This window comes from Anaeromyxobacter soli (genome assembly GCF_022808855.1).
In the GTDB taxonomy this organism is placed as follows: Bacteria; Myxococcota; Myxococcia; order Myxococcales; family Anaeromyxobacteraceae; genus Anaeromyxobacter; species Anaeromyxobacter soli.
Window position 1 is genome coordinate 21754 of the sequence record NZ_JAKZLF010000025.1, and the last position, 21994, is coordinate 43747.

A 21994-nucleotide genomic window follows, 5' to 3' on the forward strand; every position below is an offset into this window, starting at 1 on the left:
CGCGCCGGTGGCGTATCGCCCCGCTTTTCAGGTGCCGGATGGGCGCGCCTCCTGATAATGCCTGCCCCCGATCGCCACAAGCCCAAACCTTTCGAGCGCGGCCGAAGGGCCCGCTCACGAGCCCGCTCCTCCATGCCCCGACAGGCCGGCGTCCTCCTCCCGCTCTTCTCCATGCGCTCCGCCCGTGACTGGGGCGTCGGGGAGATCCCGGACCTCGTCCCGTTCGCCCGCTGGTGCGCGGGCGCGGGCTTCTCCATCGTGCAGGTGCTGCCGGTGAACGAGGCCTCGCGCGGGCAGAGCAGCCCCTACGCCGCCCTCAGCGCGTTCGCGGTGGACCCGGTCTACCTGGCCCTCGGCGGGCTCGAGGACTTCGAGGCGGCGGGGGGCGAGGGCGCGCTCTCCGCCGAGGATCGCGAGCGGCTCGCGCGCGTGCGGGCGGCGCCGGCGGTGCGCTGGGAAGAGGTGCGCGCCCTCAAGCGGCGCGCGCTCGAGCTCGCCTTCGCGCGCTTCGAGCGGGACGAGTGGTCCCGCGGCACGGCGCGCGCCCGGGCGCTCGAGGCGTTCCGGCGCGAGGAGGCCGCGTGGCTCGAGGACTACGCGCTCTTCGTCGCCATCCACGACGACGCGCTCGGCGGCCGCGCCTGGATGGAGTGGCCCGAGCCGCTGCGCGACCGCGCCCCGGAGGCGCTCGCCGACGCGCGCGCCCGCCACTCCCGCGCGATCCTGTTCTACGCGTGGCTCCAGTGGCAGCTCGAGGAGCAGTGGCGCGCCGCCCGGCACGCCGCGAACGGCGCCGGCGTCGAGCTCGCCGGCGACCTGCCGTTCATGGTCGCGACCGACTCCGCCGACGTCTGGGCGCGGCGCGACGACTTCCGGCTCGACGCCCGCGTCGGCGTGCCGCCCGACGCGTTCAGCGCGACCGGGCAGGACTGGGGGCTGCCCGTCTACCGCTGGGACGTGATGGAGCGCGAGGGGTACCCCTGGCTCTCCGAGCGCGCCCGCCGCATGGCGGACCTCTACGGCCTCTACCGCGTCGATCACGTGGTCGGCCTCTACCGGACCTACTTCTTCCCGAACGACGGCAGCCCGCCGGCCTTCATCCCCGAGGGCGAGGCGGCGCAGATCCAGAACGGCGAGCGCGTGCTCGGGCTGTTCTCCTCCGGCGCGCGCGTCATCGCGGAGGACCTCGGGACGGTCCCGGACTTCGTGCGCGCCTCGCTGCAGCGGATCGCCGTGCCGGGCTACCGCGTGCTGCGCTGGGAGCGGGAGTGGAACGCGCCCGGCCAGCCGTTCCGCGACCCGCGCGCGTGGCCCGCCCTGTCCGTGGCCACCACCGGAACGCACGACACGGACGCGCTCGCGGACTGGTGGGACGGCATGCCCGGCGACGAGCGCGCCGCCTTCCTCGCCCTCCCCGAGCTCGCCCCGCTGCGGGCGCGCGGCCAGGTCCCCTTCGACGACGGCGTGCGCGACGCGCTGCTCGCCCTCGTCTACGGCGCCGGGTCGGACCTCCTCCTCCTGCCCTTCCAGGACGCGTTCGGGCTGCGCGAGCGGGTGAACGTGCCGGGGACCGTGAACGACGAGAACTGGACGTACCGGATGCCGCGCGACCTCGGCGCGCTCGCCGCCGACCTGTCCGCGCGCGACCGGCTGCGCGCGCTCTCCGAGCGGAGCGGGCGAATCGCGAGGACCTCGGGTGGCGGACGCGACTGAGACGGGGACCGAGCCGGCGGCGGAGATCGCGCGGGCGGCGCTCGCCGAGGAGCTCATCCTCGCGCTCGGGCAGGAGCTCTCGCACGGCACCGGCGTGACGCGCCGCCCCGCCTCGACCTACCGCCTTCAGCTCCACGGCGACTTCGACTTCGAGGACGCCGCGCGCGTCGTCCCCTACCTCCACGCGCTCGGCGTCACGGACCTCTACCTCTCGCCCATCCTCGAGGCCGCGCCCGGCTCGCGCCACGGCTACGACGTCGTGAACCACGGGCGGCTCAACCCGGAGCTGGGCGGCGAGGAGGCCTTCCTCGGGCTCGCCGCGGCGTGCGCCGAGCGGGGCATGGGGATCCTCGTCGACTTCGTCCCGAACCACATGGGCATCGGGGCGAGGAACCCGTGGTGGACGGACGTCCTCGAGAACGGCCCGTCGTCGGTCCACGCCCCCGCCTTCGACGTCGAGTGGCGCCCGCTCAAGACCGAGCTCGGCCACAAGGTGCTCGTCCCGCTGCTCGGCGATCAGTTCGGCAAGGTGCTCGAGGCCGGCGAGCTGAAGCTCGCGCGCGAGGGCGGCGCGCTCGAGGTCCGCTACTGGGACCACGTGTTCCCGGTGGCGCCGCGCTCCGTCCCGCAGCTCCTCCGCCACCGCCTGCCCGAGCTGCGCGCCGAGCTCGGCGAAGGCGACGTCCACTTCCAGGAGCTCGAGTCCATCTGCGTCTCGCTCGAGAAGCTGGCGCCGCGCACCGACACCTCGCCCCAGGCCGTGGCCGACCGCGCGCGCGAGAAGGAGGTGGCGAAGCGGCGGCTCGCGGCCCTCTGCGACGCGAGCCCGCGCGTGCGCGCCTTCGTCGACGAGAACATCCGCGTCTTCAACGGCAGGAAGGGCGACCGGAGCAGCTTCGATCTGCTCGAGCGGCTCCTCGAGGGTCAGGCCTACCGGCTCGCCTTCTGGCGGGTCGCCGGCGAGGAGATCAACTACCGCCGCTTCTTCGACGTGAACGCGCTCGCGGCGATCCGCATGGAGGAGCCGCGCGTCTTCCGGGAGGCGCACCGGCTCGTGCTGGGGCTGCTGCGCGACGGGCACATCACGGGCCTGCGCATCGACCACCCCGACGGCCTGTACGCGCCGCCCGCCTACTTCCGCCGGCTCCAGGCGTCCTACCTCGTCGAGCGGACGCGCGCGCTCGCGGCCCGGCGCGGCACGCCGCTCGACGCGGACACCGAGGCGCTCGTGCTCGAGCGCATCTTCGAGGCGCTCGAGGCGGGCCGGCTCCCCGCGAGGCCGCTCTACGTGGTGGTCGAGAAGATCCTGGTCGCGCCGGAGCGCATGCCGGAGGGCTGGGACGTGGACGGCACCACGGGCTACGAGTTCCTCGCCGCCGTGAACGGGCTCTTCGTGGAGCCGGAGGCGGAGCGCGCCTTCGACGGGATGTGGACGCGCCTCTCCGGCCGCCGCGAGCAGTTCGCCGACGTGGTGGTGGACAAGAAGCGGCTCGTGATGTCCTCCTCGATGGCCGGCGAGGTGAACACCCTCGCGCACCGCCTGAACCGCATCAGCGAGATGAACCGGCGCACGCGCGACTTCACCCTCAACGAGCTCACCCGCGCGCTCGTGGAGTTCGTCGCGCTGTTCCCGGTCTACCGCACCTACGTGACCCGCCGCGGCGAGGTGGACGATCGCGACCGGGCGCTCGTCGAGCGCACCATCGCGCGGGCGCGGCGGCGGAGCCCGGTGGTGGACCCGTCCATCTACGACTTCCTGCGCGACGTCGTGCTGCAGCGCTATCCGGAGGGGCTCACCGAGGACGAGCGGCACGAGTGGCTCGAGTTCACGCTGAAGCTGCAGCAGGTCACCGGGCCGGTGACGGCGAAGGCCGTCGAGGACACCGCCTTCTACAGCTACGTCCGGCTCGCGTCCCTGAACGAGGTCGGGGGCGAGCCGCGCCACTTCGGCTCGACGCCGGAGGAGGTCCACGCGCTCCTCTCCGAGCGGCAGGCGCGCTTCCCCGGCTCGCTCTCGGCCACCTCGACGCACGACACGAAGCGCAGCGAGGACGTGCGCACCCGCATCGACGCGCTCTCGGAGATCCCGGCCGAGTTCCGGAGCGCGGTCCTGCGCTGGCACCGCATGAACCGGCCGCACGTGGGGGGCGAGAACGGCAGCGCCCCCGATCGCGCCGACGAGCTCCTCCTCTACCAGACGCTCGTCGGCGCGCTCCCGGACGGCGGCGGCGAGCCGGGCCCCCCCCACCCCGCCGACGTCCGGGGCCGCATCCCGGGCAACATGGAGAAGGCCATCCGCGAGGCCAAGGTGCACACGAGCTGGACGAGCCCGAACGAGGACTACGAGTCCGGCGTCCGGACCTTCGTCGAGCGGTGCCTCTCCGCGACCCCCTTCCTCGCCGACCTCACCGCCTTCGCGGGGCGTACGGCGGCGGCGGGGCGGCTGTCCTCGCTCGCGCAGGTGGCGGTGAAGTGCGCCGCGCCGGGCGTGCCGGACGTGTACCAGGGCTGCGAGCTCTGGGACCTCTCGCTCGTCGATCCCGACAACCGGCGCCCCGTGGATTACGGGCTGCGCGCGCGCACGCTCGAGGCGCTCTACGCGGAGGTCGCGCGCGGCCCCCACGCGCGGCGCGCGCTCGCGCGGCAGGTGTCCGCGCCGGAGGCGCTCGCCGACGGCCGCGCCAAGCTCCTCCTCCTCCACGCGGCGCTGCACGCACGCCGGGAGCACCGCGAGCTCTTCCTCGCCGGCGACTACCGGCCGGCGCTCGCCGAGGGGCCGCACGCGCGGAGCGTGTTCGCGTTCGCGCGGGCGCACGCCGGGAACGGCGGCCGCGCCGCGCTCTGCGTGGTGCCGCGCCTCGTGCTCGGCCTCATCGAGGCGGGCGGCGGGCGGATCCGCTGGGAGGGGGCGATCCCCGTGCCGCACGGCCTGCCGCGCCGCTGGCGCGACGTCGTGACCGGCGCGGTGCGCGAGGGCGACGCGCTCCCCCTCGAGGCGCTCTTCTCCGACTTCCCGGTCGCGCTGCTCGTCTCGGAGTGAGCCGTGGCCGGCCGCGTCTACCTCGTCCGTCACGCGGACGCCGCCCCGCGGACGACCACCGACGCGGCCCGGCCCCTCACGCCCGCGGGCCGGACGCGCTTCGAGGCGCACGCGCGCGCGCTCGCGCCGTCGCTCGGGCTCGCGGCCGTGCTCACCTCGCCCCTCGAGCGCGCCCGCGAGACCGCCGCGCTGCTCGCCGCCGCGACCGCCGCGCCGGTCGACGAGGAGCCTGCGCTCGCCTCCGGCGCCTCGACCGGGCGCGCCCTCCTCGCCCTCGCCCGGCGGGTGTCCCCGGGGACCGCGCTCGTCGGCCACAACCCGGAGATCGCCGAGGCGGTCGCGCTCGCCGCAGGCCGCGAGCTGGCCGTGCCGCCCGGCGCGGTGGCGGCGCTGGAGCTCGCGCCCGACGGCGCGATCGCGCTCGCCTGGCTCCGGGCTCCGAGCGCCTGAGGGCGCCGCGGGGGCACCGCGCGATCGGCCAGGCAGCCGCCCGGCGGCGGTCCCCCTTGATCTCCCTCCCCCGCTGCGCGATGTTGCGCCCGCGAATTTACGGAGGAACCCCGTGCCGAGCGCGAGCAGAGATCTCGTCGAGAAGGCGGTCAACACGATCCGCATGCTGGCGGCGGACGCCGTGCAGCAGGCGAACAGCGGCCACCCCGGCATGCCCATGGGCGCGGCCGACATGGCCTTCGTCCTGTGGACGCGCCACCTGCGCTTCGACCCGAAGGAGCCCCGCTGGCTCGGCCGCGACCGGTTCGTGCTCTCCGCCGGGCACGGGTCGATGCTGCTCTACTCGCTCCTCCACCTCGCCGGCTTCGACTGCACCATCGAGGATCTCAAGAAGTTCCGGCAGATCCACTCCCGCACCCCCGGCCACCCGGAGTTCGGCTACCTGCCGGGCGTCGAGATCACGAGCGGCCCGCTCGGCCAGGGCTTCGCGAACGGCGTCGGCTTCGCGCTCGGCCAGGCGATGCTCTCGGCGAAGCTCGGCCCGGGGAATCCGCTCGAGGACCACTTCGTCTACGCGATCGTCTCCGACGGCGACCTCATGGAGGGCGTCGCCGCCGAGGCGGCGAGCTTCGCCGGCCACAACGCGCTCGGCCGCCTCGTCTACCTCTACGACGACAACGAGATCACCATCGACGGCCACACCTCCATCGCCTTCACCGGCGAGGACGTGACGAAGCGCTTCGAGGGCTACGGCTGGCACGTCCAGGAGGTCGAGGGCCGCGATCACGAGGCGATCGACCGCGCCATCGTGGCGGCCAAGGCGGAGACGGGGAAGCCGTCGCTCATCCGCGTCCGCACCACCATCGGCTTCGGCTCGCCGGCCAAGGCAGGCAAGTCGTCCGCGCACGGCGCGCCGCTCGGCGAGGCCGAGCTCGCCGCCACCAAGAAGAACCTCGGCTGGCCGGAGGAGCCGCGCTTCCTCGTGCCGGACGAGGTCCGCGCCTTCTGGCGCGAGGTGCAGGCCGAGAAGGCGCGCGAGGTCGAGGCCTGGCGCGCGAAGGAGCGCGGCTGGCGGCAGGCCCACGGCGAGAAGGCGGCGCTCCTCGACGTGCACGTCGAGCGCTGGGTGCCGGAGCGGATCCTCGAGCGCGTCCTCGACGGCGCCGCCGGCGCGGAGGCGACCCGCAAGCTCTCCGCCGCGACGATCCAGAAGATCGCGGCGCTCGTGCCGTGCCTCGTCGGCGGCTCCGCCGATCTCGCGGAGTCGAACCTCACCGACATCAAGGGCGGCGGCTCGTTCTCGCCCGCGAACCCGGCCGGCCGGAACGTCCACTACGGCATCCGCGAGCACGCCATGGGCGCCATCGCGAACGGCCTCGCCTACGACGGGCTCCACGTTCCGTTCACCGGCACGTTCCTGCAGTTCGCCGACTACATGCGCCCGCCGGTGCGCCTCGCCGCGCTCTCCGGCCTCCAGAACATCTTCGTCTGGACGCACGACTCGATCTTCCTCGGCGAGGACGGCCCGACCCATCAGCCCATCGAGCACCTCACCGCGCTGCGCGCGATCCCGAACCTCCACGTCTGCCGGCCCTGCGACGGCGACGAGGTGGCGGTCGCGTGGGCGCACGCGCTCACCCGGCGCGACGGCCCGACCGCGCTCATCCTCTCGCGCCAGAAGATCGCGCCCGTGAAGCGCGACGCCGAGTTCGACGCAGAGGCGGCGCTCCGCGGCGCCTACGTCGTCGCGGGTCCGGAGGGCGCGCGCTTCGCGATCCTCGCGACCGGCGCGGAGGTGGCGCTCGCGCAGGCCGCCCTCGAGCTCCTCGCGCAGAAGGGGCTCCGCGGGCGGCTCGTCTCGGTGCCGTGCCTCGCGTGCTTCGAGGCGCAGCCGAAGGGCTGGCGGGACGAGGTGCTCCCGCCCGCGCTTCCGGCCGTGGCGCTCGAGGCGGCGCGCGGGATCGAGTGGTGGAAGCTCGTGGGCAAGGACGGGCTCGTCCTCGGGATCGACCGCTTCGGGGCGAGCGCCCCGGAGAAGGCGCTCGCCGAGGAGTTCGGCTTCACGCCCGCGAAGGTCGCGGCGCGCGTCGAGTCCTGGCTCGCGGCGCGGTGACCCTCGGCGCGCGCCGCTCCCTCGCGGCGCTGCGCCACGGCACCTTCAAAACGCATCGCGCGCCCGCCCCGCACCCCTCCACGGGGCGCGCGGCAAGCGCGCGGCGTCGATACGCGATCGAGTGACTGCGCCCGGCCGCTTCGGCGGTGGGGCGACGACCTGCGTGCTGCTAGCGAGCTACGACGGCGGAGGAGGCCGTCGCGGCAGGCTGCGGCTGCGCCGGGACGACGGGGCGCGGCTCGATCCGCTCACCCTTCGCGAGCATCTTGAGCGAGAGGGCGAGGAGGCTCGCGAGGAGCTCGCCGGAGCCGGGGACGTCGAGCTTGCGGTAGATGCGCTTGCGGCGCGCGCGGATGGTCTCCGGCGAGACGCCGGCCGCAGCCGCGGAGTCCTTGCAGGCGAAGCCCTGGGCGATCCGGAGGACCTCGGCGCGCTCCGCAGGCGTGAGCGTCGTGCCCTCCATGAACTTGGCGGCGAACGGCGTGAGGATCTCGATATCGATCTGAGCCATCGTTTCTTCCCCGGAAGGGCCCTGAATGTAGGGCCGTTTCGCCGACCAAATCGAGACTCAGCCGAGCAACTGCTGCCCCACCGCACCCCTGCTCGGTCGCCCGTCGTCGGCGATGGGGACGATAATAACGCCCCACACGGTTGCCACCCCCCGGGCACAACTATTTTCTAACCCCCCGTTTCGACGGCCCAATTATGGCTCGTGGTCCCGGCAGGGGCTGAGGCGGATGCCCGTCTGCTCCCCCAGCTGTATCCCCGCTTCACGGGACCCGGTTTCTCGGTAGCGGAGCCCCGCTGCCGTCGCGGACGGTGCCGCCGTTCGCCGGCTCCCGCCCCGGCGGCCGGATCACCGCGAGCCCGTCCGCGCCCGCCTGGGTCGCCGCGACGAGGTCCGCCTGCTCCTCCTCGCGCTCGCGGATCCGCTCGGCCACGCGCGCCCGCACGAGCTCGGAGCCCGAGCCGTCGCCGCCGTCCTCGGCCCGCCGGTAGCGAAGCACGAGGGCGAGCTGCTCCCAGAGGGCGTCGCGCAGCTCGCTCTCGCCCGAGCCCGCCCCCGCCCCGCCGAGGACGGCGAGCTCGACGCGCGTCGACAGCGGGTAGCTCGCGTCGAGCAGGGAGAACCGCACGCCGCCGCCCGTCGCCTCGACGCGCACCGCGCGCCCGCCGAAGGGCATCACGATGGGCCCTCTCGCGAGCGCCGCGCGCGCGGCGGCCGGATCGGCGCCGGGCTCGCGCCCGGCGAGCTCTCGCGGCGAGGGGCGCAGCTCCGTGAGGAGTCCGCGGAGCTGGTCGATGCCGATGACGACGTTCAGCCCCTGCGCCCCGCGGTAGCCCGCGTGGTAGATGCCGACGAGCTCGGGCTCGCCGGTGGCGCAGGAGACCGCGAGCACCGGGCTCCCCGAGCTGCCGAGGTTGAGGAGCGCGTCCACCGCGAAGTCCTCGTGGTCCCAACCCCGGTCGAGGTCGCGCTGGCCGACCGCGATGACGCGCCCCGCGTTGGCCGCGGGGAACGCGCCGAGCGGGAAGCCGCGCACGAGGACGGCGTCGCCCACGCGGAGCTCCTCCGCGCTGCCGGTGCGGTACGGCATCGTCCGGAGCTTCGCCGGGGCCGAGAGCACCGCCACGTCGAGCGCCGGGTCGGACACCACCGGGGTGAGCGCGAGCTGGGCCGGCGCGTCCTGCTCCGCCTCGTTCGCGACGATCCGGATCTCCTCGCGCACGCGCCGCGAGCCGGGCGGCACGCCCTCGAGCTCGACCCCGTCGCCGGTCACCTCGGGGAAGTCCACCACGTGGTGGTTCGTGGCGAGGAGCGCCTCCTCCCCGCGCAGCCGGTAGGCGAAGCCGGTGCCGTGGCGGACCTTCGTGTAGTACTGCCGGCGGAGCTTTCCCCCGCGGCCGTACGAGAGCTGCTCGTACACCGCGGTCGCGCGCAGGCAGTACACGTAGTCCGCCGCGGGCCGCGCCTCGCGAGCGCGCGCGCCGGGCTTCATCGCCGAGAGGGTGTCCGCGTACCGCCCGGCGCACTCCACCCGCGGCGCGCCGCGCTCGGCGGCCGGTGCGGGGGCCGCGGCGGCGACGCCGAGGGCCAGGGGCAGGAGCGCACGGGCGGCGCGGACGTGCATCGAGAGGAAGCTAGGTGCCCGCCGAGCGGACGGCGCCTGCGACGAAGGGTCCTCCCGGCCGGTCCCCCGGCGCACTGCCAGGCGCCGCTCCGGCGCGGCTCCCGGCGGAGGTGCCTTTGGCGCGCGCTGCGGGTCCCCGGCTCCGGGCTCTACGCCTCGATGGCGCGAGAGGCGGCGGCTCGCCGCCTCCCCATCACCTCGCGCCGGGCGTCCCCTTCGTGAACCCCTCCGGCCAGCGCGCGAGCCGCGCCGTCTGCCGCGCCGTCTCTGCGGCGAGCGCGTCCCAGTCGAACGAGAGCGTCACGAGGTTCCCTGCCGGCTCGACTCCGACCGGGACCGGCACCTCGGGGCGCAGCGGCAGGAGCCCGGGGATGCGGGCGACCAGGATCCGCTCCGCCTCGGGGCCGGCGAGCCAGCCCGCGAGGGCGCGCGCGCCGTGGGAGGCGCCGCGGAGGAGCGCGACCGCCGTGGGGAGCGCGACGGCGCCGGCGCCGACCTGATCCGGGTAGACGACCTCGAGCGGCGCCGCGCTGGCGGCGGCAGCCGCGCCCTCGAGCGAGCCGGCGAGCCCGAACGCCGCCCCGCCCGAGGCGACGCGCGCGCGGACCTCGCCGTCCGAGGCGGCGAGCTGCGGCGCGTTCTCGGCGACGAGCGCGAGGAACCGGCCCGCGCTCTTCTCGCCGTACGCGAGGGTGAGCGCGGCGACCGTCACCGGACCGGCGCCCTGTCCGAGCGGGACGAGCGCGAGCTTGCCGCGGGCGCGGCGGTCGGCGAGGTCGCGCAGGTTCGAGGGCGCGAACGGGAGCCGGGCGCGGGGCGACACGAGCAGCACGCGCGCGCGGGCGCCGAGCGGCGCGAAGCGGCGCCGCGCGTCCCGCCAGCGCGCCGGGACGTCCTCGGCGGCCGGGGCGCTGCCGGGGTCGAGCCGCTCGCGGAGCGCGAGCGCCTGGGCCGGATCGCCGGCCCAGACGAGCTCCGCCTCGTCGGCGCGGGCGACGCGGACGACGCGCGCGATCCCGCGGTGGGCGGCGACCTCGACGAGGACGTCCGCGGGCAGCTCCGCCGCGACGAAGACCTTCACCTCGGGGAGCGTCCGCGCCGGGCGCGAGCAGGCGAGCGCGAGCGCGAGCGGGAGCACGGCGAGGACGCGGCGGCGCGCGATGGCGGTCATGGCGGCCTCGGGCGAGGCGCCTCGCGGAAGTGCGGGCGCGGCGCGCGCCCGGCAATGTAACATCCTCGCGTGGCCCCCCAAGGACGCATCGCCCTCGCGCAGGTGAACACCACGGTCGGGGACTTCGCCGGCAACGCCGCGAAGATCCGCGCCGTCACGGAGCGCGCGCGCGCCGACGGCGCGGCGCTCGTGGTCTTCCCCGAGCTCGCCCTCTGCGGCTACCCGCCGCGCGACTTCCTCGATCTCCCCGAGTTCCTCGAGCGCGCGGCGCGCACGCTCGCCGAGCTCGCCGCGCCGGCCGAGTGGTCCCGCGGCATCGCGGTCGTCGTCGGCTTCCCGGAGGGCGTCCCCGGCGCGCCGCCGCCGGGCGTCTACAACTCCGCGGCGCTCATCTCGGAGGGCCGCGTCGTCGCGGTCGGGCGCAAGTCGCTCCTGCCCACCTACGACGTGTTCGACGAGACGCGCTACTTCCTGCCGTCCGAGGCGTCCACGGCGGCCGACGCGGGGGGCGTGGGGCTCCGCCTCGGCCTGTCCGTCTGCGAGGACGTCTGGAACGACAAGCGCTTCTGGGTGCACCCGCGCTACGCGCGCGACCCCATCGCGGAGCTCGTGAAGGCGGGCGGCGCGGGGCTCGTCGTGAACATCTCCGCCTCGCCCTACGCCATGGGCAAGCCCGCCCTGCGCGAGCGGATGCTCGCGGCGAGCGCGGCCGGCCACCACGCACCCATCGCCTACGTGAACCAGGTGGGCGGCAACGACGCGCTCATCTTCGACGGAGGGTCGATGCTCGTGGGCCGGGACGGCGCGATCCTCGCGCGCGCCCCGCTCTTCGAGGAGGTGCTCCTCGTCGCCGACCTCGCGACGGGCGCCTCTGCGACCATCCGGCTCGACGGCGAGAAGGTCGCCGTCGCCGCGGGCGCCGCCGATCCCGAGGCGGACGAGGTCCACTGCGCGCTCGTGCTCGGCGTCCGCGACTACGTGCGCAAGTGCGGCTTCAGGAGCGCGGTCGTCGGGCTCTCCGGCGGGATCGACTCCGCGCTCACCGCCTGCCTCGCCGCCGACGCGCTCGGGCCGGAGAACGTCCTCGGCGTGGCGATGCCGTCCCGCTACAGCTCGAGCCACTCGCGGGAGGACGCCGCCGCGCTCGCGGAGAACCTGGGTCTCCCTTTCAAGGAGATCTCGATCGAGCCGATGCACGCCGCGTTCATGGCGCAGCTCGAGCGCGCCGAGGGGAAGCCCCTCGGCGACCTCGCCGAGCAGAACGTCCAGGCCCGCATCCGCGGGCAGATCCTGATGGCGATCTCGAACGACACGGGCGGGCTCGTGCTCTCGACCGGCAACAAGAGCGAGCTCGCGGTCGGCTACTGCACGCTCTACGGCGACATGGCCGGCGGCCTCGCCGTCATCGGCGACGTGCCGAAGACGCTCGTCTACCGCGTGTCACGCGCCGCGAACGCGCGCGCGGGCCGCACGCTCATCCCCGAGCGCACCTTCACGAAGCCGCCCTCCGCGGAGCTGAAGCCCGGCCAGGTGGACCAGGACTCGCTGCCGCCCTACGAGATCCTCGACGACATCCTCGAGGCCTACGTCGAGGAGCGGCTCCCGCTCGACGCCATCGTCGCGCGCGGCCACGCGGAGCCGGTCGTGCGGCGCGTGCTGCGCATGGTCGTCGCGAGCGAGTACAAGCGCCGCCAGGCGGCGCCGGTGCTCAAGGTGAGCGAGAAGGCGTTCGGCGAGGGGCGGCGGTTCCCGATCGCGCACGGGTACCGGTACTGAGGAGAGGCGCCGCGGCCGCACCCCGGACGGTCGCCGACTCTTCTCCGGCGGTGCGGCTCGCCTTCACGCGCCGCCGCCATTAAGCCCACCCCATGATCGTCGTCGCCGTCCGGGATCTGCTCTTCCGCTCCAAGATCACCTCCGCCGCCGAGCGGCTCGCGGTGCCCATCGTGCTCGTGCCGCGCGACCGGCCGCTCGCGGACGTCGTCCGCGAAGCGCCGGGCGCGAGCGTGCTCGCGGATCTCAACCAGCCCGGCATCGTGAGTGAGCTCGCGGCGCTGAAGCGCGACACCGGCGCGCGCGTGGTCGGGTTTCTCGGCCACCTGCAGGCGGACCTCATCGAGGCAGCCGAGGAGGCCGGGGTCGACGAGGTGCTCACCCGCGGCCAGCTCACCGGCCGGCTCGACGAGGTGCTGCGGCGTGGGTGACGAACGTCCGGCCGCGCGAGGCCGCCGTGCACCTATGGCGAACGCGTGCGACCTTGCGCAGCACCTCTGCGTGACGAGCCGGCCAGCGAGCCTCCGTTAAGCTCCGCCCGGGCGCTGCGGCGCCCGACTCCTCGGAGGGAACACACCTTGAACGACCTGCTCCGGTTCCTCCACATCCTCTCCGCCTCGGCCTGGCTCGGCGCGACGCTCTGGGTCGCCGGCGACGTGCGGCGCACGCTGGCGCTCGGGCGGCCCTACCCGGCGGGCCTCGCGGCGCGCGTCGCACCCGCGATCACGCTGGACGTCGTCATGGGCGTCGCGACCGTGCTCACCGGGCTCCTCGTGCTCGCCTTCCAGGGCGTCCACCCGCGCACCGGCATCATGATCGGCTTCACGCTCACGCTGATCCGGATCGTCGTGGTGCTCGTCGGGCTCAGGCCGGCGTGGCGCGCGATCGCCGCCCGGCTCGGGGGCGGCCAGGACGTCCCGCCCGCGGATCCTGCCGTGAAGCGGATGGCGATGTGGTCCGGGATGGCCCACACGCTCTGGCTCATCGCGCTCGCGACGATGGTGTTCCCCATCTGATCGGTGACGCGACCGCTCGCCCTGCGACAGGCTCGGGGGAGCGGCCTTCACCTGGGGAACCGTCGACGCCGGTCTGCTCCCGGTGCGCCCGTCGAGCCACGGGAGGTCACGGACCGTCGCGCCCGCGGCGCGGACAGGACCTCAGAACAACCCGAGCGCCGCCGCGAGGAACAGCCAGAGCGGCGTGCCGCCGAGCAGGAGCAGCACCCACGCGGCCTGGAGCGCGCGGCGCCGGCGGTGGTTGGTGCCGGGGCGGGACGCGAGCGCGCGCAGCGCGCCTGCGCCGAAGCCGAGCAGGAACAGGGGACCGAAGACGACGAGGAGCGACGGGAGCGAGCGGGGGAGGCTCACACCTGCATCACTTCCTTCTCCTTCGCGGCGGTGATCTCGTCGACCTTCTTCACGCCCTCGTCGGTCTCCTTCTGCATCTTCTCGAGGGCCTTCTTCGCGTCGTCCGCCGAGATGTCGCCGTCCTTCTCCGCGACCTCGATGAGCTCCTTCGCGTCGCGGCGCTGGTTGCGGATGGCGACCTTGTGGTCCTCGCCCTTGTGCTTCACCTGCTTCACGATCTCCTTGCGGCGCTCCTCGGTGAGCGGCGGGATCGGGACGCGGACGAGGTCCTTGTCGGACTGGGGGTTCACGCCGAGGTTGGCGTCACGGATCGCCTTCTCGATCGGCGGGATCATGTTCTTCTCCCACGGCTTCACCATGATGAGCCGCGCCTCGGGGACGGAGAGCGTGGCCACCTGGTTGAGCGGCGTGGGCGTGCCGTAGTAGTCGACCTTGACGCCGTCGAGGAGGTGCAGGCTCGCGCGCCCGGTCCGCACCGCGGAGAGCTCGCGCCGCAGGTCGTCCAGCGTCTTCGCGATGCCGCCGTGCAGGTCGTTCAGGATGTCGTCCGCGACGCTCATGGCCCCTCTCCTCGCGTCCTACTTCTCGTCGAGCCGTCCGACGGTGGTCCCGATCGCCTCGCCGAGCACGACCTTGCGCACGTTCCCGCGCAGCGTCGAGTCGAACACGATGATCGGCAGGTCGTTGTCCATGCAGAGGCTGATCGCCGTCGAGTCCATCACCTTCAGGTTCTTCTTCAGGACGTCGATGTAGCTGAGCTGCTTGAACTTGGTGGCGGTCGGGTTCTTCTTCGGGTCGTCGGTGTAGACGCCGTCGACCTTGGTCGCCTTGAGCAGCACGTCCGCGTGGATCTCCATGGCGCGGAGCGAGGCGGCGGTGTCCGTCGTGAAGTAGGGGTTGCCGGTGCCGGCCGCGAAGATGACGACGCGGCCCTTCTCGAGGTGGCGGATCGCGCGGCGGCGGATGTAGGGCTCGGCGACCTGGTGCATCTCGATCGCCGACTGCACGCGGGTGTTCACGCCGATCTTCTCGAGCGCGTCCTGGAGGGCCATCGCGTTGATGACCGTCGCGAGCATGCCCATGTAGTCGGCGGAGGAGCGGTCCATGCCCTCCGTCGCGCCGGACACGCCGCGGAAGATGTTGCCGCCGCCGATGGTGAGCGCGACCTCGACGCCGAGCTCGACGCAGTCCTTCACGTCCTGTGCGATGGCGGAGAGGGTCTTCGGCGAGATGCCGTACTTGCCGTCGCCCATGAGCGCCTCGCCCGAAAGCTTGAGGAGGATGCGCTTGTAGCTGGGCTTGGGCGTCGCGGCTCGGTCGCTCGGCATGGTCGGCGCGTTCTACAGAAGGCCGCCGAGTCGGTCAAGGCGGCGCGGTTCGTGCGGAATTCTACCCGACGCGCGGGCGGCGCGCCGGGATCATGATCCGGCCGGGGCCGGGGCCCCCGCGCCGCGACGCCGACGGCGCTTCCCGCCGCGGTGCCGACGGCGGCGGCGCGAGCCCTCGGCGGCCTCGGGAGTGCCCTCGGCGCCCGTACGGGGGCTCTCGCCCCCGGCCGTAACCTCGACCGACGGGGTCTCCGTCGCGCCACCCGGTCCGGCCTCGGCGACAACCTCCCGTGTGCTCCCCTCGACGTGAGCGGGAGCGGCCGCAGGACCGCGGCGGCGCTCCGGCCCGCGCTCCGGCCGCGGGCGGCGCTCCTCGTGCTCCTCGCGAGGCGGCGGGCCGCCCGCGGAGGCGCGCCAGCGCTCGAGCAGCTCCTGCCCCTCGCCGGTCGCGGCGACGGAGATCTCGAGGAGCTGCACGGCGTCCTGGAAGTAGCTCTGGCCCGCGAGCCCGCGCCCGCGGCGGCGCCGCTTCTTCGACGGCTCGCGGAACGTCCGCAGGGCGTGGAGCGCGAGGCGGGTGCGCTCGGCGATCTTGCGCGGCAGGCGGGAGGTCTGGACGAGCGATGCGAGCAGCGCGTCCGCCGTGTCGTGGCCGCGCTCCGGGCCGGCGTGGTCGCCCGTCGCGTCCGAGTCGGGCGCCGCGATCGCGGGGCCGCCGAGGTGCATCACGATCGCGCCGAGCAGGACCGCGTCGGAGACCTCCTCGCCCGAGCGGACGAGCCGGTCGAGCGCGGAGAGGTGCGCGAAGAAGGCGCGTCGCCCGCGCTCTTCCCAGCCCTCGAGGGCCGCGGCGAGCGACGGCAGGATGACCGGCAAGGCGCCGCTCGCGCGGAGCAGCTCGAACGCGCGCGCCGACCCGCCGCAGCGGAGGATCTTGAAGATCTCCTCGAGCACGCGGGCGGGCGCGCAGCGCGCGAGCTCGCCCGCGTGGCGGCGCATGGCCTCGAAGGTGTCGGGCGAGATGGTGAAGCCGAGGCGCGCCGCGAAGCGGACGGCGCGGAGCAGCCGCACCGGGTCCTCGCGCATGCGGATCTCGGGGTCGCCGATGGTCGCGATCCGGTGCGCCTCGAGGTCCTCGCGCCCGCCGACGTAGTCGATCACCTCGCCGGTCGAGACGTCGTAGAAGAGGCCGTTCACCGTGAAGTCGCGGCGGACGGAGTCCTCCTCGGCGGTGCCGAAGACGTTGTCGCGGGTGATGAGCAGGTCGCTGTCGTCGGGGACGTCCTCGCCCACGTCCACCGGGTTCTTCCGGAAGGTCGCGACCTCGATCACCTTCCCGCCGCGGAAGTAGACGTGCGCGAGCCGGAAGCGCCGGCCGATGAGGCGGCAGTTGCGGAAGATGGCGCGGACCTCGCCCGGGTGGGCGTCGGTCGCGACGTCGAAGTCCTTGGGCTTGGCGCCGAGGAGCAGATCCCGCACGCAGCCACCGACGAAGTACGCGCGGTGGCGCATGTGCCTGAGCCGCGCGATGACCTTCACCGCGTCGGAGTCGAGCCGATCGAGCGGGATCTCGGGCGGGTGCTCCGGCGGCGGCTCCTCGGGAGGATCGAGCGCGAGGCCGGGTGGCGGGCGGTGCGGGCGGCTCTCTTCGACTTCTTCTTCGGGCGTTGCGGGAAACGGATCGGTCGGAGATCGGTCGTGCATGCAGTCGCCGGATCGGGGGGCGGTCCCGCGCCGAGGTGAACTCCCCGGCTCGCGGGAACGCGCCTGCACCGTCGGGCTCGTCCTTGGGGGCGTTGTAGCGAGCGGCGCGGCTTTGGTCAAACCCGTCGTGCGATCGCGGGGGTGCGCGGCTCACGCGCGTCCAGGGCCGCGGTCGCGTCCGGGTCCCCCTGCTCCGGAACCATTTCGGCGACGCCGCACGGTGTTTCTTCGCCAGGAGGCAGGTCCTCGTCGCTCACGGGCGGCGCGAACAGCTCGCCCTGCAGCGGCTCGAGGCCGAGCGCCTCACGCACGGGCTGGAAGGAGCGCCGGTGGACCGGGCAGGCGCCGAGCCGCCTGAGTGCCTCGAAGTGCTCGGCGGTCGGGTAGCCCTTGTGGCGGCAGAACCCGTAGCCCGGGTGGACGGCGTCGAGCTCGGTCATGAGCGCGTCGCGCGCGGTCTTCGCGAGGATGCTCGCCGCGGCGATGGTGAGCGAGAGCGCGTCGCCGTGGATGATGGGCGTCTGCGGGAGCGGGAGCTCGGGGAGCTTGCGGGCGTCGATGAGCACGTGCCCGGGGAGGGTCGCGAGCCCCTGCACGGCGCGCGTGAGGGCGAGCAAGCCGGCGCGGTAGATGTTGAGCCGGTCGATCTCCTCGACCTCGGCGCGCGCCACGGCCCAGCAGATGGCGTTCGCGCGGATGTCCTCCGCGAGCCGCTCGCGCTCCCGCCGGTCGAGCTGCTTCGAGTCGTCGATGCCGCGCGGCCGGTAGTCGCGCGGGAGGATGCACGCGCCCGCCACCACCGGCCCCGCGAGCGGCGCCATGCCGGCCTCGTCCACGCCCGCGACCAGCGTGACGCCCCTGTCCCAGAGTTCCCCCTCGTAGCGCAGCAGATGCCGAAGGCGCTGTCCTTCCGCGCGGTTGGCGTGCCGACGCTTCAGGATCTGGCGGAGCACCTCGCGCGCGCCCGCCCGCGGGTCCACCGTGAGGGCCGCCTCGCACTCGGGCGAGAGGGCGCGGTTCCGGTCGAGGAACCGCTCGCGCAGCTCGGCCACGGACATCCGCGCGAGGTCTTCGGGGCGCATCGGGGCGAGTCTAGCGCCACCTCGTCGCGGCGCGAAGGGCGAACCACGCCGCGGTCCGCAGCGACGGGCCGAAGGCGTTCACCTCGACGAGCTCGACCGATCAGCGACATTACCTGCTCAGGGTAACCACCCCGCGAGACCAAAGATGGACATGCCGATCATCAAGCAGCCCCCGGCTGCAACTAACAAGCACAATCCCCTGCCGATCTCTTTCGCCTAAACGAATCCCGAGCACCCAATTTTGGGAGTCGACAACGTGGTCGGCGAAGCGCCTGCGAAACAGTATCAACAATATGCCAATGACCAGGCCGGGCACCGATTGCAGCCACTCCGTCATGGCGCGTTACCTAGCTCACCGGAAGACCGGATCGGAAATGCGTAGAACAGCGCCACACGACGACGTCACGGCGTACCCGTGACTGGAACGTACTTCACGTCCACGCGGCGGACCTTCGCCTCGTTCCGGAACAGGCGCAGGCGCGAATCGTAGTTGACCCTTAAGGTGTCGTCGGAGTCCCAGCGCACTCCGACCGTCAAACGTGCGCCCGTATCCCCGGCGTCCGCGATGAACGCGTTCCCCGGCTTGTCCCCCAGACGCTCGCCCACACTCAGGACGGATACCTGCACGGAATCGCTAACAGTCGCGCAACTTCTCCGAAACACGACCGCACGACGTTGACCCGATGGTGCGACCATCTCTGAAATCACCTTCACATCGCACGGCCCGAAGCACCCACACCACAACGGAACAGCAGCGGCCACTGCAGTCCATTTCATACGCGCGAGCGCCCAGGCCAGCTTCTTCCCGGATCGACCTATCATCATCGGATCACCTCTCGCTCGGCTCGATCCCTCTCCACCTGCTCCTTCTCGATCGCTACCAACGCAGCCGCGGCCTCCGTCTTTCCAAGCCGCTCGAGGTTTTCGGAGGCTCGCTCGACGGCAGCGGGAACCCTTATGTAACGCTCGGCGGCATTCCTCTGCGAGTCGATCTTCTGGCGCTCGGTGGAGATTCTCAGCCAGATGGCCACGATCGCTTCATAGCTTCGAACCCAGAATACGATCCCGGGCTGACGACCGCCGGAACGTGCTGCTGCGCACCCACATCTGGATGGTGAGGATCCGAGACGGCAAGCAGCGGGAACGGCGCGGTCATCCCCCGCTCTTGAGCTCGATGCAGATGGTCTGCACTACCGTGCCGCCGACGTTCTCGACCGCGTGTGAGCCCACGGGAGCAGGGATCACCTGCCCGTCGGTGAGCGCCACGTCGACGACCGAGCCGTCGAGGCTGGTAAGGCGCAGCGTACCCGGCTTGAGGATGTAGTTGATGTTCTCCGGGTTCCTATGCATGGCCACCCGGTCGCCGGGTTTGACCGTTACCTTGAGCACACGGATCCGGTCGTTTTCGAAGATGACCTCGTGGATCTCCGGGGAGATCTTGACGATGTCGTCGATCGGGTCTGCCACGTCGTTCACGTGGAGTGGCTACGGCTTCGCGCGGCGACCCGATAGTGCAGCCGAATCGTGTCGTCATTCAGCTTTGCGCTGTCGATCAGGTGGAGCTTGTGGTCGTGCGCGACCCCTCTCAGCAGCGGTAGGGCCTCGCCACCAAAGAGCACCGGCTCCACCACCAGGATGATGTCGTTCACCAGCCCAGCATCGATGAACTGGCTCATTGTGACCGTGCCCCCGACGATCACCGCCTCCGAGAACCCCTTCCCCTCGAGCATCGAGACGATCTCGTGGGGACGGGCGCTCGTGAACACGACGCTCGGGTTCGGGGTGGCCGCGCCCGCGTGGCTCGTGAGCACCACCACGAGGCTCCCCTCGCTCAGCGGAAGATGGTCCGGCGCGAGGATGTCGTACGTCTTCCTGCCCATGATGACGGCTTTCGTCCGGCAGGTCTCGTAGAACCCCCGACCGTACTCTGGAGACAGCCAGTCGGGGACGTTGCGGGCATTTGAGATGAAGCCGTTCGCCGAGGTGGCGATGTAGATGGCGATGTTCATGTCGTTGTGGGGATCACCTGGCCGCCACACGGGGTCCGTGCATCGCATACACTCTCGAGCGCTCAGCCGAGTTCTTCGGCGAGCCCGATGAGAAGTCCTTCGGGCCCGCGTATGTAGGCGAGCCGATACGTGTCTTCGTACTGGACCACGTCGCCGACGAGCTCTGCGCCGCGCTTGCGGAGCCGGGTGATCGTATCGTCGAGGTCCTCGACGGCGAACATGACACGTAGGTAACCGAAAGCGTTCACTGGGGCGTTCCGGTGATCGGCGACCACACGGGGCGTGAGAAATCGAGACAGCTCGAGCCGGCCGTGGCCGTCCGGCGTGCGCATCATGGCGATCTCGACGCGCTGGTCGCGCAACCCGGTAACGCGCCCCGCCCACTCTCCTTCGATCGTGGCTCGTCCTTCGAGCTTCAGGCCCAGCTCACCAAAGAACGAGATCGCGGTATCGAGCGACTCCACCACGATCCCGACGTTGTCCATGCGCTTGACCGTCATCGACGCTATGCCTTCCAGTACCTGTATCCGCCTCGTGCTCGCCATCCGTTGACTTAGGAGGTCACGCCTCGTGATGCACGGTCTCGCGCGGGTCAGCGTAGCGAGCCGGAGTGGCTCGGATGTCGCGAATTCGTGGCCGGCGCTAAGCGGCTAATCAGGCATGACATGACAACACCGAGAACCTACAGCGCCAGTTGCCATTGTGGTGCCGTCCGTTTCACGTTCACGTGCGAGGAGATCACGAGCGGCCGAAGGTGCAACTGCTCCATCTGCATCCGCAAGGGGGCGGTCATGTCCTCGAACTATTTCCGCCCATCGGATGTCGACGTGGAAGGTAAAGAGCACTTGGCCCTCTACCAGTTCGGGGACAAGGCCATGAACCACTTCTTCTGCCGCACCTGCGGCATATCTCCGTTCAGCACGGTGGCGTCCGTACCACCCGACTACCAAGGACCCGCAAGGCTGGGGGACTATCGGGTCAACCTCGGCTGCGTTCATGACCTCGATGTTCTCTCCCTAGAAGTCCAGGTCATCAACGGGAAGGCGCTCTAGAGCGACGGCCGGAACATTCCTGATGGCACGTGGGAGCTGATCGCCCCGCTCCTTCCGGCTCGCCGTAGCGAGCCAAGCGCCCACGTCTCGGTGGCGCTCACGTCGCGAGGCGGAGAATTCGGGTCGAGGTCCGCGGGAGAACGATTCGAAATCGCAATCTGGCGCGCGGGTGCGGTTCCTCGTCCCGAAGCCGGCCGTGACCCTCACCGCTGGCAGCGCGGACAGTAGAACGTCGAGCGCTGTGCCTGCACGATGCGGACGATCTCCGCCCGCCGGCAGCGCGGGCAGCGCTCGCCCTCGCGCGCGTAGACGAGGAACGGGTTCTCCGCCCCCTCCTCCACGTAGGTGATCTCAGGGCCCTCCTCGCGCGCGATGGTCTCCTTCACTGTCGCGAGGATCCCGTCGGCGAGCCGTCGAACCTCGGCGCGCGTGAGCGAGCGGGCCTGCCGGCGTGGATCGATCTTCGCGCGGAAGAGCGACTCGCTCGCGAGGATGTTGCCGACGCCGGGGAGGAGCGCCTGGTCCAGGATGCGGACCTTCACGGGGAGCTTCGAGCGGCCGAGCGAGTTCGCGAGCCGCTCGAGATCGATGCCCTGCTCCAGCGGATCGGGCCCGAGCTCGGCGATCTCGGGCACCTCCTCGAAGCGCGCGCCCGGCACGACCCGCAGCCGGCCGAAGAGCCGCATGTCGTCGAAGTGCAGCACGGCGCCGTCGTCGAGGTGGAAACGCGCGCGGGAGAAGCGGGTCGGGACGCCGTCGCCGTCGCGGCGGAGCCACTTGCCCGTCATGCCGAGGTGGGCGAGGAGGCCGACCGGCGCGCCGTCCTTCTCGAGCGTGACGAGGAGCTGCTTGCCGATCCGGCGGATCGAACCGAAGCGCGCGCCCTCGAGGCCGCGCGCGAACGCGGCCGGCCTCGCGGGCCGGAAGACGTAGCGCGCCTTCGGGTCAGGCTCGATCCGCTCGATGCGCCGGCCCTTCGTCCAGCGGCGGAGATTACGCGCGGCGATCTCGACCTCGGGAAGCTCAGGCACGCGTGACCTCGGCTTCGAGCCCGCTCTCG

Annotated in this window: 22 protein-coding genes; 8 read left to right on the top strand and 14 right to left on the bottom strand. The window is 72.6% G+C overall.

Going from position 1 to position 21994, the window contains the following annotated elements:
* Nucleotides 1-57: 57 nt before the first annotated feature.
* The 4 genes from MLV88_RS16445 to tkt all read left to right on the top strand — a co-directional run bounded on the left by MLV88_RS16445 (nt 58) and on the right by tkt (nt 7316).
* Nucleotides 58-1713 carry a 4-alpha-glucanotransferase gene (locus MLV88_RS16445; RefSeq protein ID WP_255821296.1) on the top strand — a complete coding sequence of 552 codons (1656 nt, stop codon included), beginning with the start codon at nt 58-60 and terminating at the stop codon, nt 1711-1713.
* Entirely contained in the window at nt 1697-4753 is a 3057-nt protein-coding gene (locus MLV88_RS16450; protein WP_243338010.1) for a malto-oligosyltrehalose synthase, read from the top strand. The genes MLV88_RS16445 and MLV88_RS16450 overlap by 17 nt, the downstream gene beginning before the upstream one ends.
* A gap of 3 nt (nt 4754-4756) precedes the next feature.
* Complete coding sequence (locus MLV88_RS16455) at nt 4757-5203, top strand: SixA phosphatase family protein (RefSeq protein ID WP_242338384.1); 447 nt, start codon at nt 4757-4759, stop codon at nt 5201-5203.
* A 112-nt stretch (nt 5204-5315) separates the two neighbouring features.
* On the top strand, nt 5316-7316 hold the full coding sequence (tkt, locus tag MLV88_RS16460; protein WP_242338382.1) for a transketolase: 2001 nt from the start codon (nt 5316-5318) through the stop codon (nt 7314-7316).
* 169 nt (nt 7317-7485) lie between these two features.
* Here tkt and MLV88_RS16465 read toward each other — a convergent pair whose 3' ends face one another.
* The 3 genes from MLV88_RS16465 to MLV88_RS16475 all read right to left on the bottom strand — a co-directional run bounded on the left by MLV88_RS16465 (nt 7486) and on the right by MLV88_RS16475 (nt 10619).
* Nucleotides 7486-7827, bottom strand: coding sequence for a LuxR C-terminal-related transcriptional regulator (locus MLV88_RS16465; RefSeq protein ID WP_242338380.1), 342 nt, complete (start codon nt 7825-7827; stop codon nt 7486-7488).
* A 259-nt stretch (nt 7828-8086) separates the two neighbouring features.
* Nucleotides 8087-9448 carry a S1 family peptidase gene (locus MLV88_RS16470; protein ID WP_242338378.1) on the bottom strand — a complete coding sequence of 454 codons (1362 nt, stop codon included), beginning with the start codon at nt 9446-9448 and terminating at the stop codon, nt 8087-8089.
* A gap of 193 nt (nt 9449-9641) precedes the next feature.
* Nucleotides 9642-10619, bottom strand: a complete 978-nt coding sequence (locus MLV88_RS16475; RefSeq protein ID WP_242338376.1) for an ABC transporter substrate-binding protein — start codon at nt 10617-10619, stop codon at nt 9642-9644.
* Between the two features lie 69 nt (nt 10620-10688).
* Between MLV88_RS16475 and MLV88_RS16480 the strand changes: the two genes are divergently transcribed.
* The 3 genes from MLV88_RS16480 to MLV88_RS16490 all read left to right on the top strand — a co-directional run bounded on the left by MLV88_RS16480 (nt 10689) and on the right by MLV88_RS16490 (nt 13408).
* A complete protein-coding gene (locus MLV88_RS16480; RefSeq protein WP_242338374.1) occupies nt 10689-12395 on the top strand; it encodes an NAD+ synthase in 1707 nt (568 codons plus the stop codon).
* A gap of 92 nt (nt 12396-12487) precedes the next feature.
* Entirely contained in the window at nt 12488-12823 is a 336-nt protein-coding gene (locus MLV88_RS16485; RefSeq protein ID WP_242338372.1) for a hypothetical protein, read from the top strand.
* A gap of 147 nt (nt 12824-12970) precedes the next feature.
* On the top strand, nt 12971-13408 hold the full coding sequence (locus tag MLV88_RS16490; protein WP_242338370.1) for a hypothetical protein: 438 nt from the start codon (nt 12971-12973) through the stop codon (nt 13406-13408).
* A gap of 141 nt (nt 13409-13549) precedes the next feature.
* Here MLV88_RS16490 and MLV88_RS16495 read toward each other — a convergent pair whose 3' ends face one another.
* The 10 genes from MLV88_RS16495 to MLV88_RS16540 form a co-directional block, all read right to left on the bottom strand.
* Complete coding sequence (locus tag MLV88_RS16495) at nt 13550-13759, bottom strand: hypothetical protein (RefSeq protein WP_242338368.1); 210 nt, start codon at nt 13757-13759, stop codon at nt 13550-13552.
* The gene (frr, locus tag MLV88_RS16500) at nt 13756-14319 is read right to left on the bottom strand and encodes a ribosome recycling factor (protein ID WP_242338367.1); all 564 of its coding nucleotides are present in this window, start codon (nt 14317-14319) and stop codon (nt 13756-13758) included. The genes MLV88_RS16495 and frr overlap by 4 nt, the downstream gene beginning before the upstream one ends.
* 18 nt (nt 14320-14337) lie before the next feature.
* The gene (pyrH, locus tag MLV88_RS16505; protein ID WP_242338365.1) at nt 14338-15087 is read right to left on the bottom strand and encodes a UMP kinase; all 750 of its coding nucleotides are present in this window, start codon (nt 15085-15087) and stop codon (nt 14338-14340) included.
* A gap of 90 nt (nt 15088-15177) precedes the next feature.
* Nucleotides 15178-16791: a CCA tRNA nucleotidyltransferase gene (locus tag MLV88_RS16510; protein WP_242338364.1), complete on the bottom strand. Its 1614-nt coding sequence runs from the start codon at nt 16789-16791 to the stop codon at nt 15178-15180.
* A 116-nt stretch (nt 16792-16907) separates the two neighbouring features.
* Nucleotides 16908-17873 carry a ribonuclease HII gene (locus tag MLV88_RS16515; protein ID WP_242338361.1) on the bottom strand — a complete coding sequence of 322 codons (966 nt, stop codon included), beginning with the start codon at nt 17871-17873 and terminating at the stop codon, nt 16908-16910.
* Between the two features lie 402 nt (nt 17874-18275).
* Nucleotides 18276-18479, bottom strand: coding sequence for a hypothetical protein (locus tag MLV88_RS16520; RefSeq protein ID WP_242338359.1), 204 nt, complete (start codon nt 18477-18479; stop codon nt 18276-18278).
* Between the two features lie 215 nt (nt 18480-18694).
* Nucleotides 18695-18904, bottom strand: coding sequence for a hypothetical protein (locus tag MLV88_RS16525; RefSeq protein WP_242338357.1), 210 nt, complete (start codon nt 18902-18904; stop codon nt 18695-18697).
* A gap of 121 nt (nt 18905-19025) precedes the next feature.
* Entirely contained in the window at nt 19026-19349 is a 324-nt protein-coding gene (locus MLV88_RS16530) for a cupin domain-containing protein (protein ID WP_243338012.1), read from the bottom strand.
* Nucleotides 19346-19882, bottom strand: coding sequence for a dihydrofolate reductase family protein (locus MLV88_RS16535; RefSeq protein WP_243338014.1), 537 nt, complete (start codon nt 19880-19882; stop codon nt 19346-19348). Before MLV88_RS16535 ends, MLV88_RS16530 begins: the two co-directional genes overlap by 4 nt.
* 62 nt (nt 19883-19944) lie before the next feature.
* The gene (locus MLV88_RS16540) at nt 19945-20382 is read right to left on the bottom strand and encodes a VOC family protein (RefSeq protein ID WP_242338351.1); all 438 of its coding nucleotides are present in this window, start codon (nt 20380-20382) and stop codon (nt 19945-19947) included.
* 165 nt (nt 20383-20547) lie between these two features.
* On the opposite strand from MLV88_RS16540, the gene MLV88_RS16545 reads away from it, so the two are divergent.
* A complete protein-coding gene (locus MLV88_RS16545; RefSeq protein WP_255821299.1) occupies nt 20548-20934 on the top strand; it encodes a GFA family protein in 387 nt (128 codons plus the stop codon).
* Between the two features lie 203 nt (nt 20935-21137).
* Here MLV88_RS16545 and mutM read toward each other — a convergent pair whose 3' ends face one another.
* Entirely contained in the window at nt 21138-21965 is an 828-nt protein-coding gene (gene mutM / locus MLV88_RS16550; RefSeq protein ID WP_242338347.1) for a bifunctional DNA-formamidopyrimidine glycosylase/DNA-(apurinic or apyrimidinic site) lyase, read from the bottom strand.
* Nucleotides 21966-21994: the final 29 nt, after the last annotated feature.

Bases quoted from the DNA above. Each gene is read 5' to 3' on its own strand.
- frr (WP_242338367.1), bottom strand. From the start codon at position 14,319: ATGAGCGTCGCGGACGACATCCTGAACGACCTGCACGGCGGCATCGCG.
- MLV88_RS16445 (WP_255821296.1), top strand. From the start codon at position 58: ATGCCTGCCCCCGATCGCCACAAGCCCAAACCTTTCGAGCGCGGCCGA.
- MLV88_RS16475 (WP_242338376.1), bottom strand. From the start codon at position 10,619: ATGACCGCCATCGCGCGCCGCCGCGTCCTCGCCGTGCTCCCGCTCGCG.
- MLV88_RS16535 (WP_243338014.1), bottom strand. From the start codon at position 19,882: ATGAACATCGCCATCTACATCGCCACCTCGGCGAACGGCTTCATCTCA.
- MLV88_RS16510 (WP_242338364.1), bottom strand. From the start codon at position 16,791: ATGCACGACCGATCTCCGACCGATCCGTTTCCCGCAACGCCCGAAGAA.
- MLV88_RS16540 (WP_242338351.1), bottom strand. From the start codon at position 20,382: ATGACGGTCAAGCGCATGGACAACGTCGGGATCGTGGTGGAGTCGCTC.
- MLV88_RS16545 (WP_255821299.1), top strand. From the start codon at position 20,548: ATGACAACACCGAGAACCTACAGCGCCAGTTGCCATTGTGGTGCCGTC.
- pyrH (WP_242338365.1), bottom strand. From the start codon at position 15,087: ATGCCGAGCGACCGAGCCGCGACGCCCAAGCCCAGCTACAAGCGCATC.
- MLV88_RS16515 (WP_242338361.1), bottom strand. From the start codon at position 17,873: ATGCGCCCCGAAGACCTCGCGCGGATGTCCGTGGCCGAGCTGCGCGAG.
- MLV88_RS16485 (WP_242338372.1), top strand. From the start codon at position 12,488: ATGATCGTCGTCGCCGTCCGGGATCTGCTCTTCCGCTCCAAGATCACC.
- MLV88_RS16470 (WP_242338378.1), bottom strand. From the start codon at position 9,448: ATGCACGTCCGCGCCGCCCGTGCGCTCCTGCCCCTGGCCCTCGGCGTC.
- MLV88_RS16465 (WP_242338380.1), bottom strand. From the start codon at position 7,827: ATGGCTCAGATCGATATCGAGATCCTCACGCCGTTCGCCGCCAAGTTC.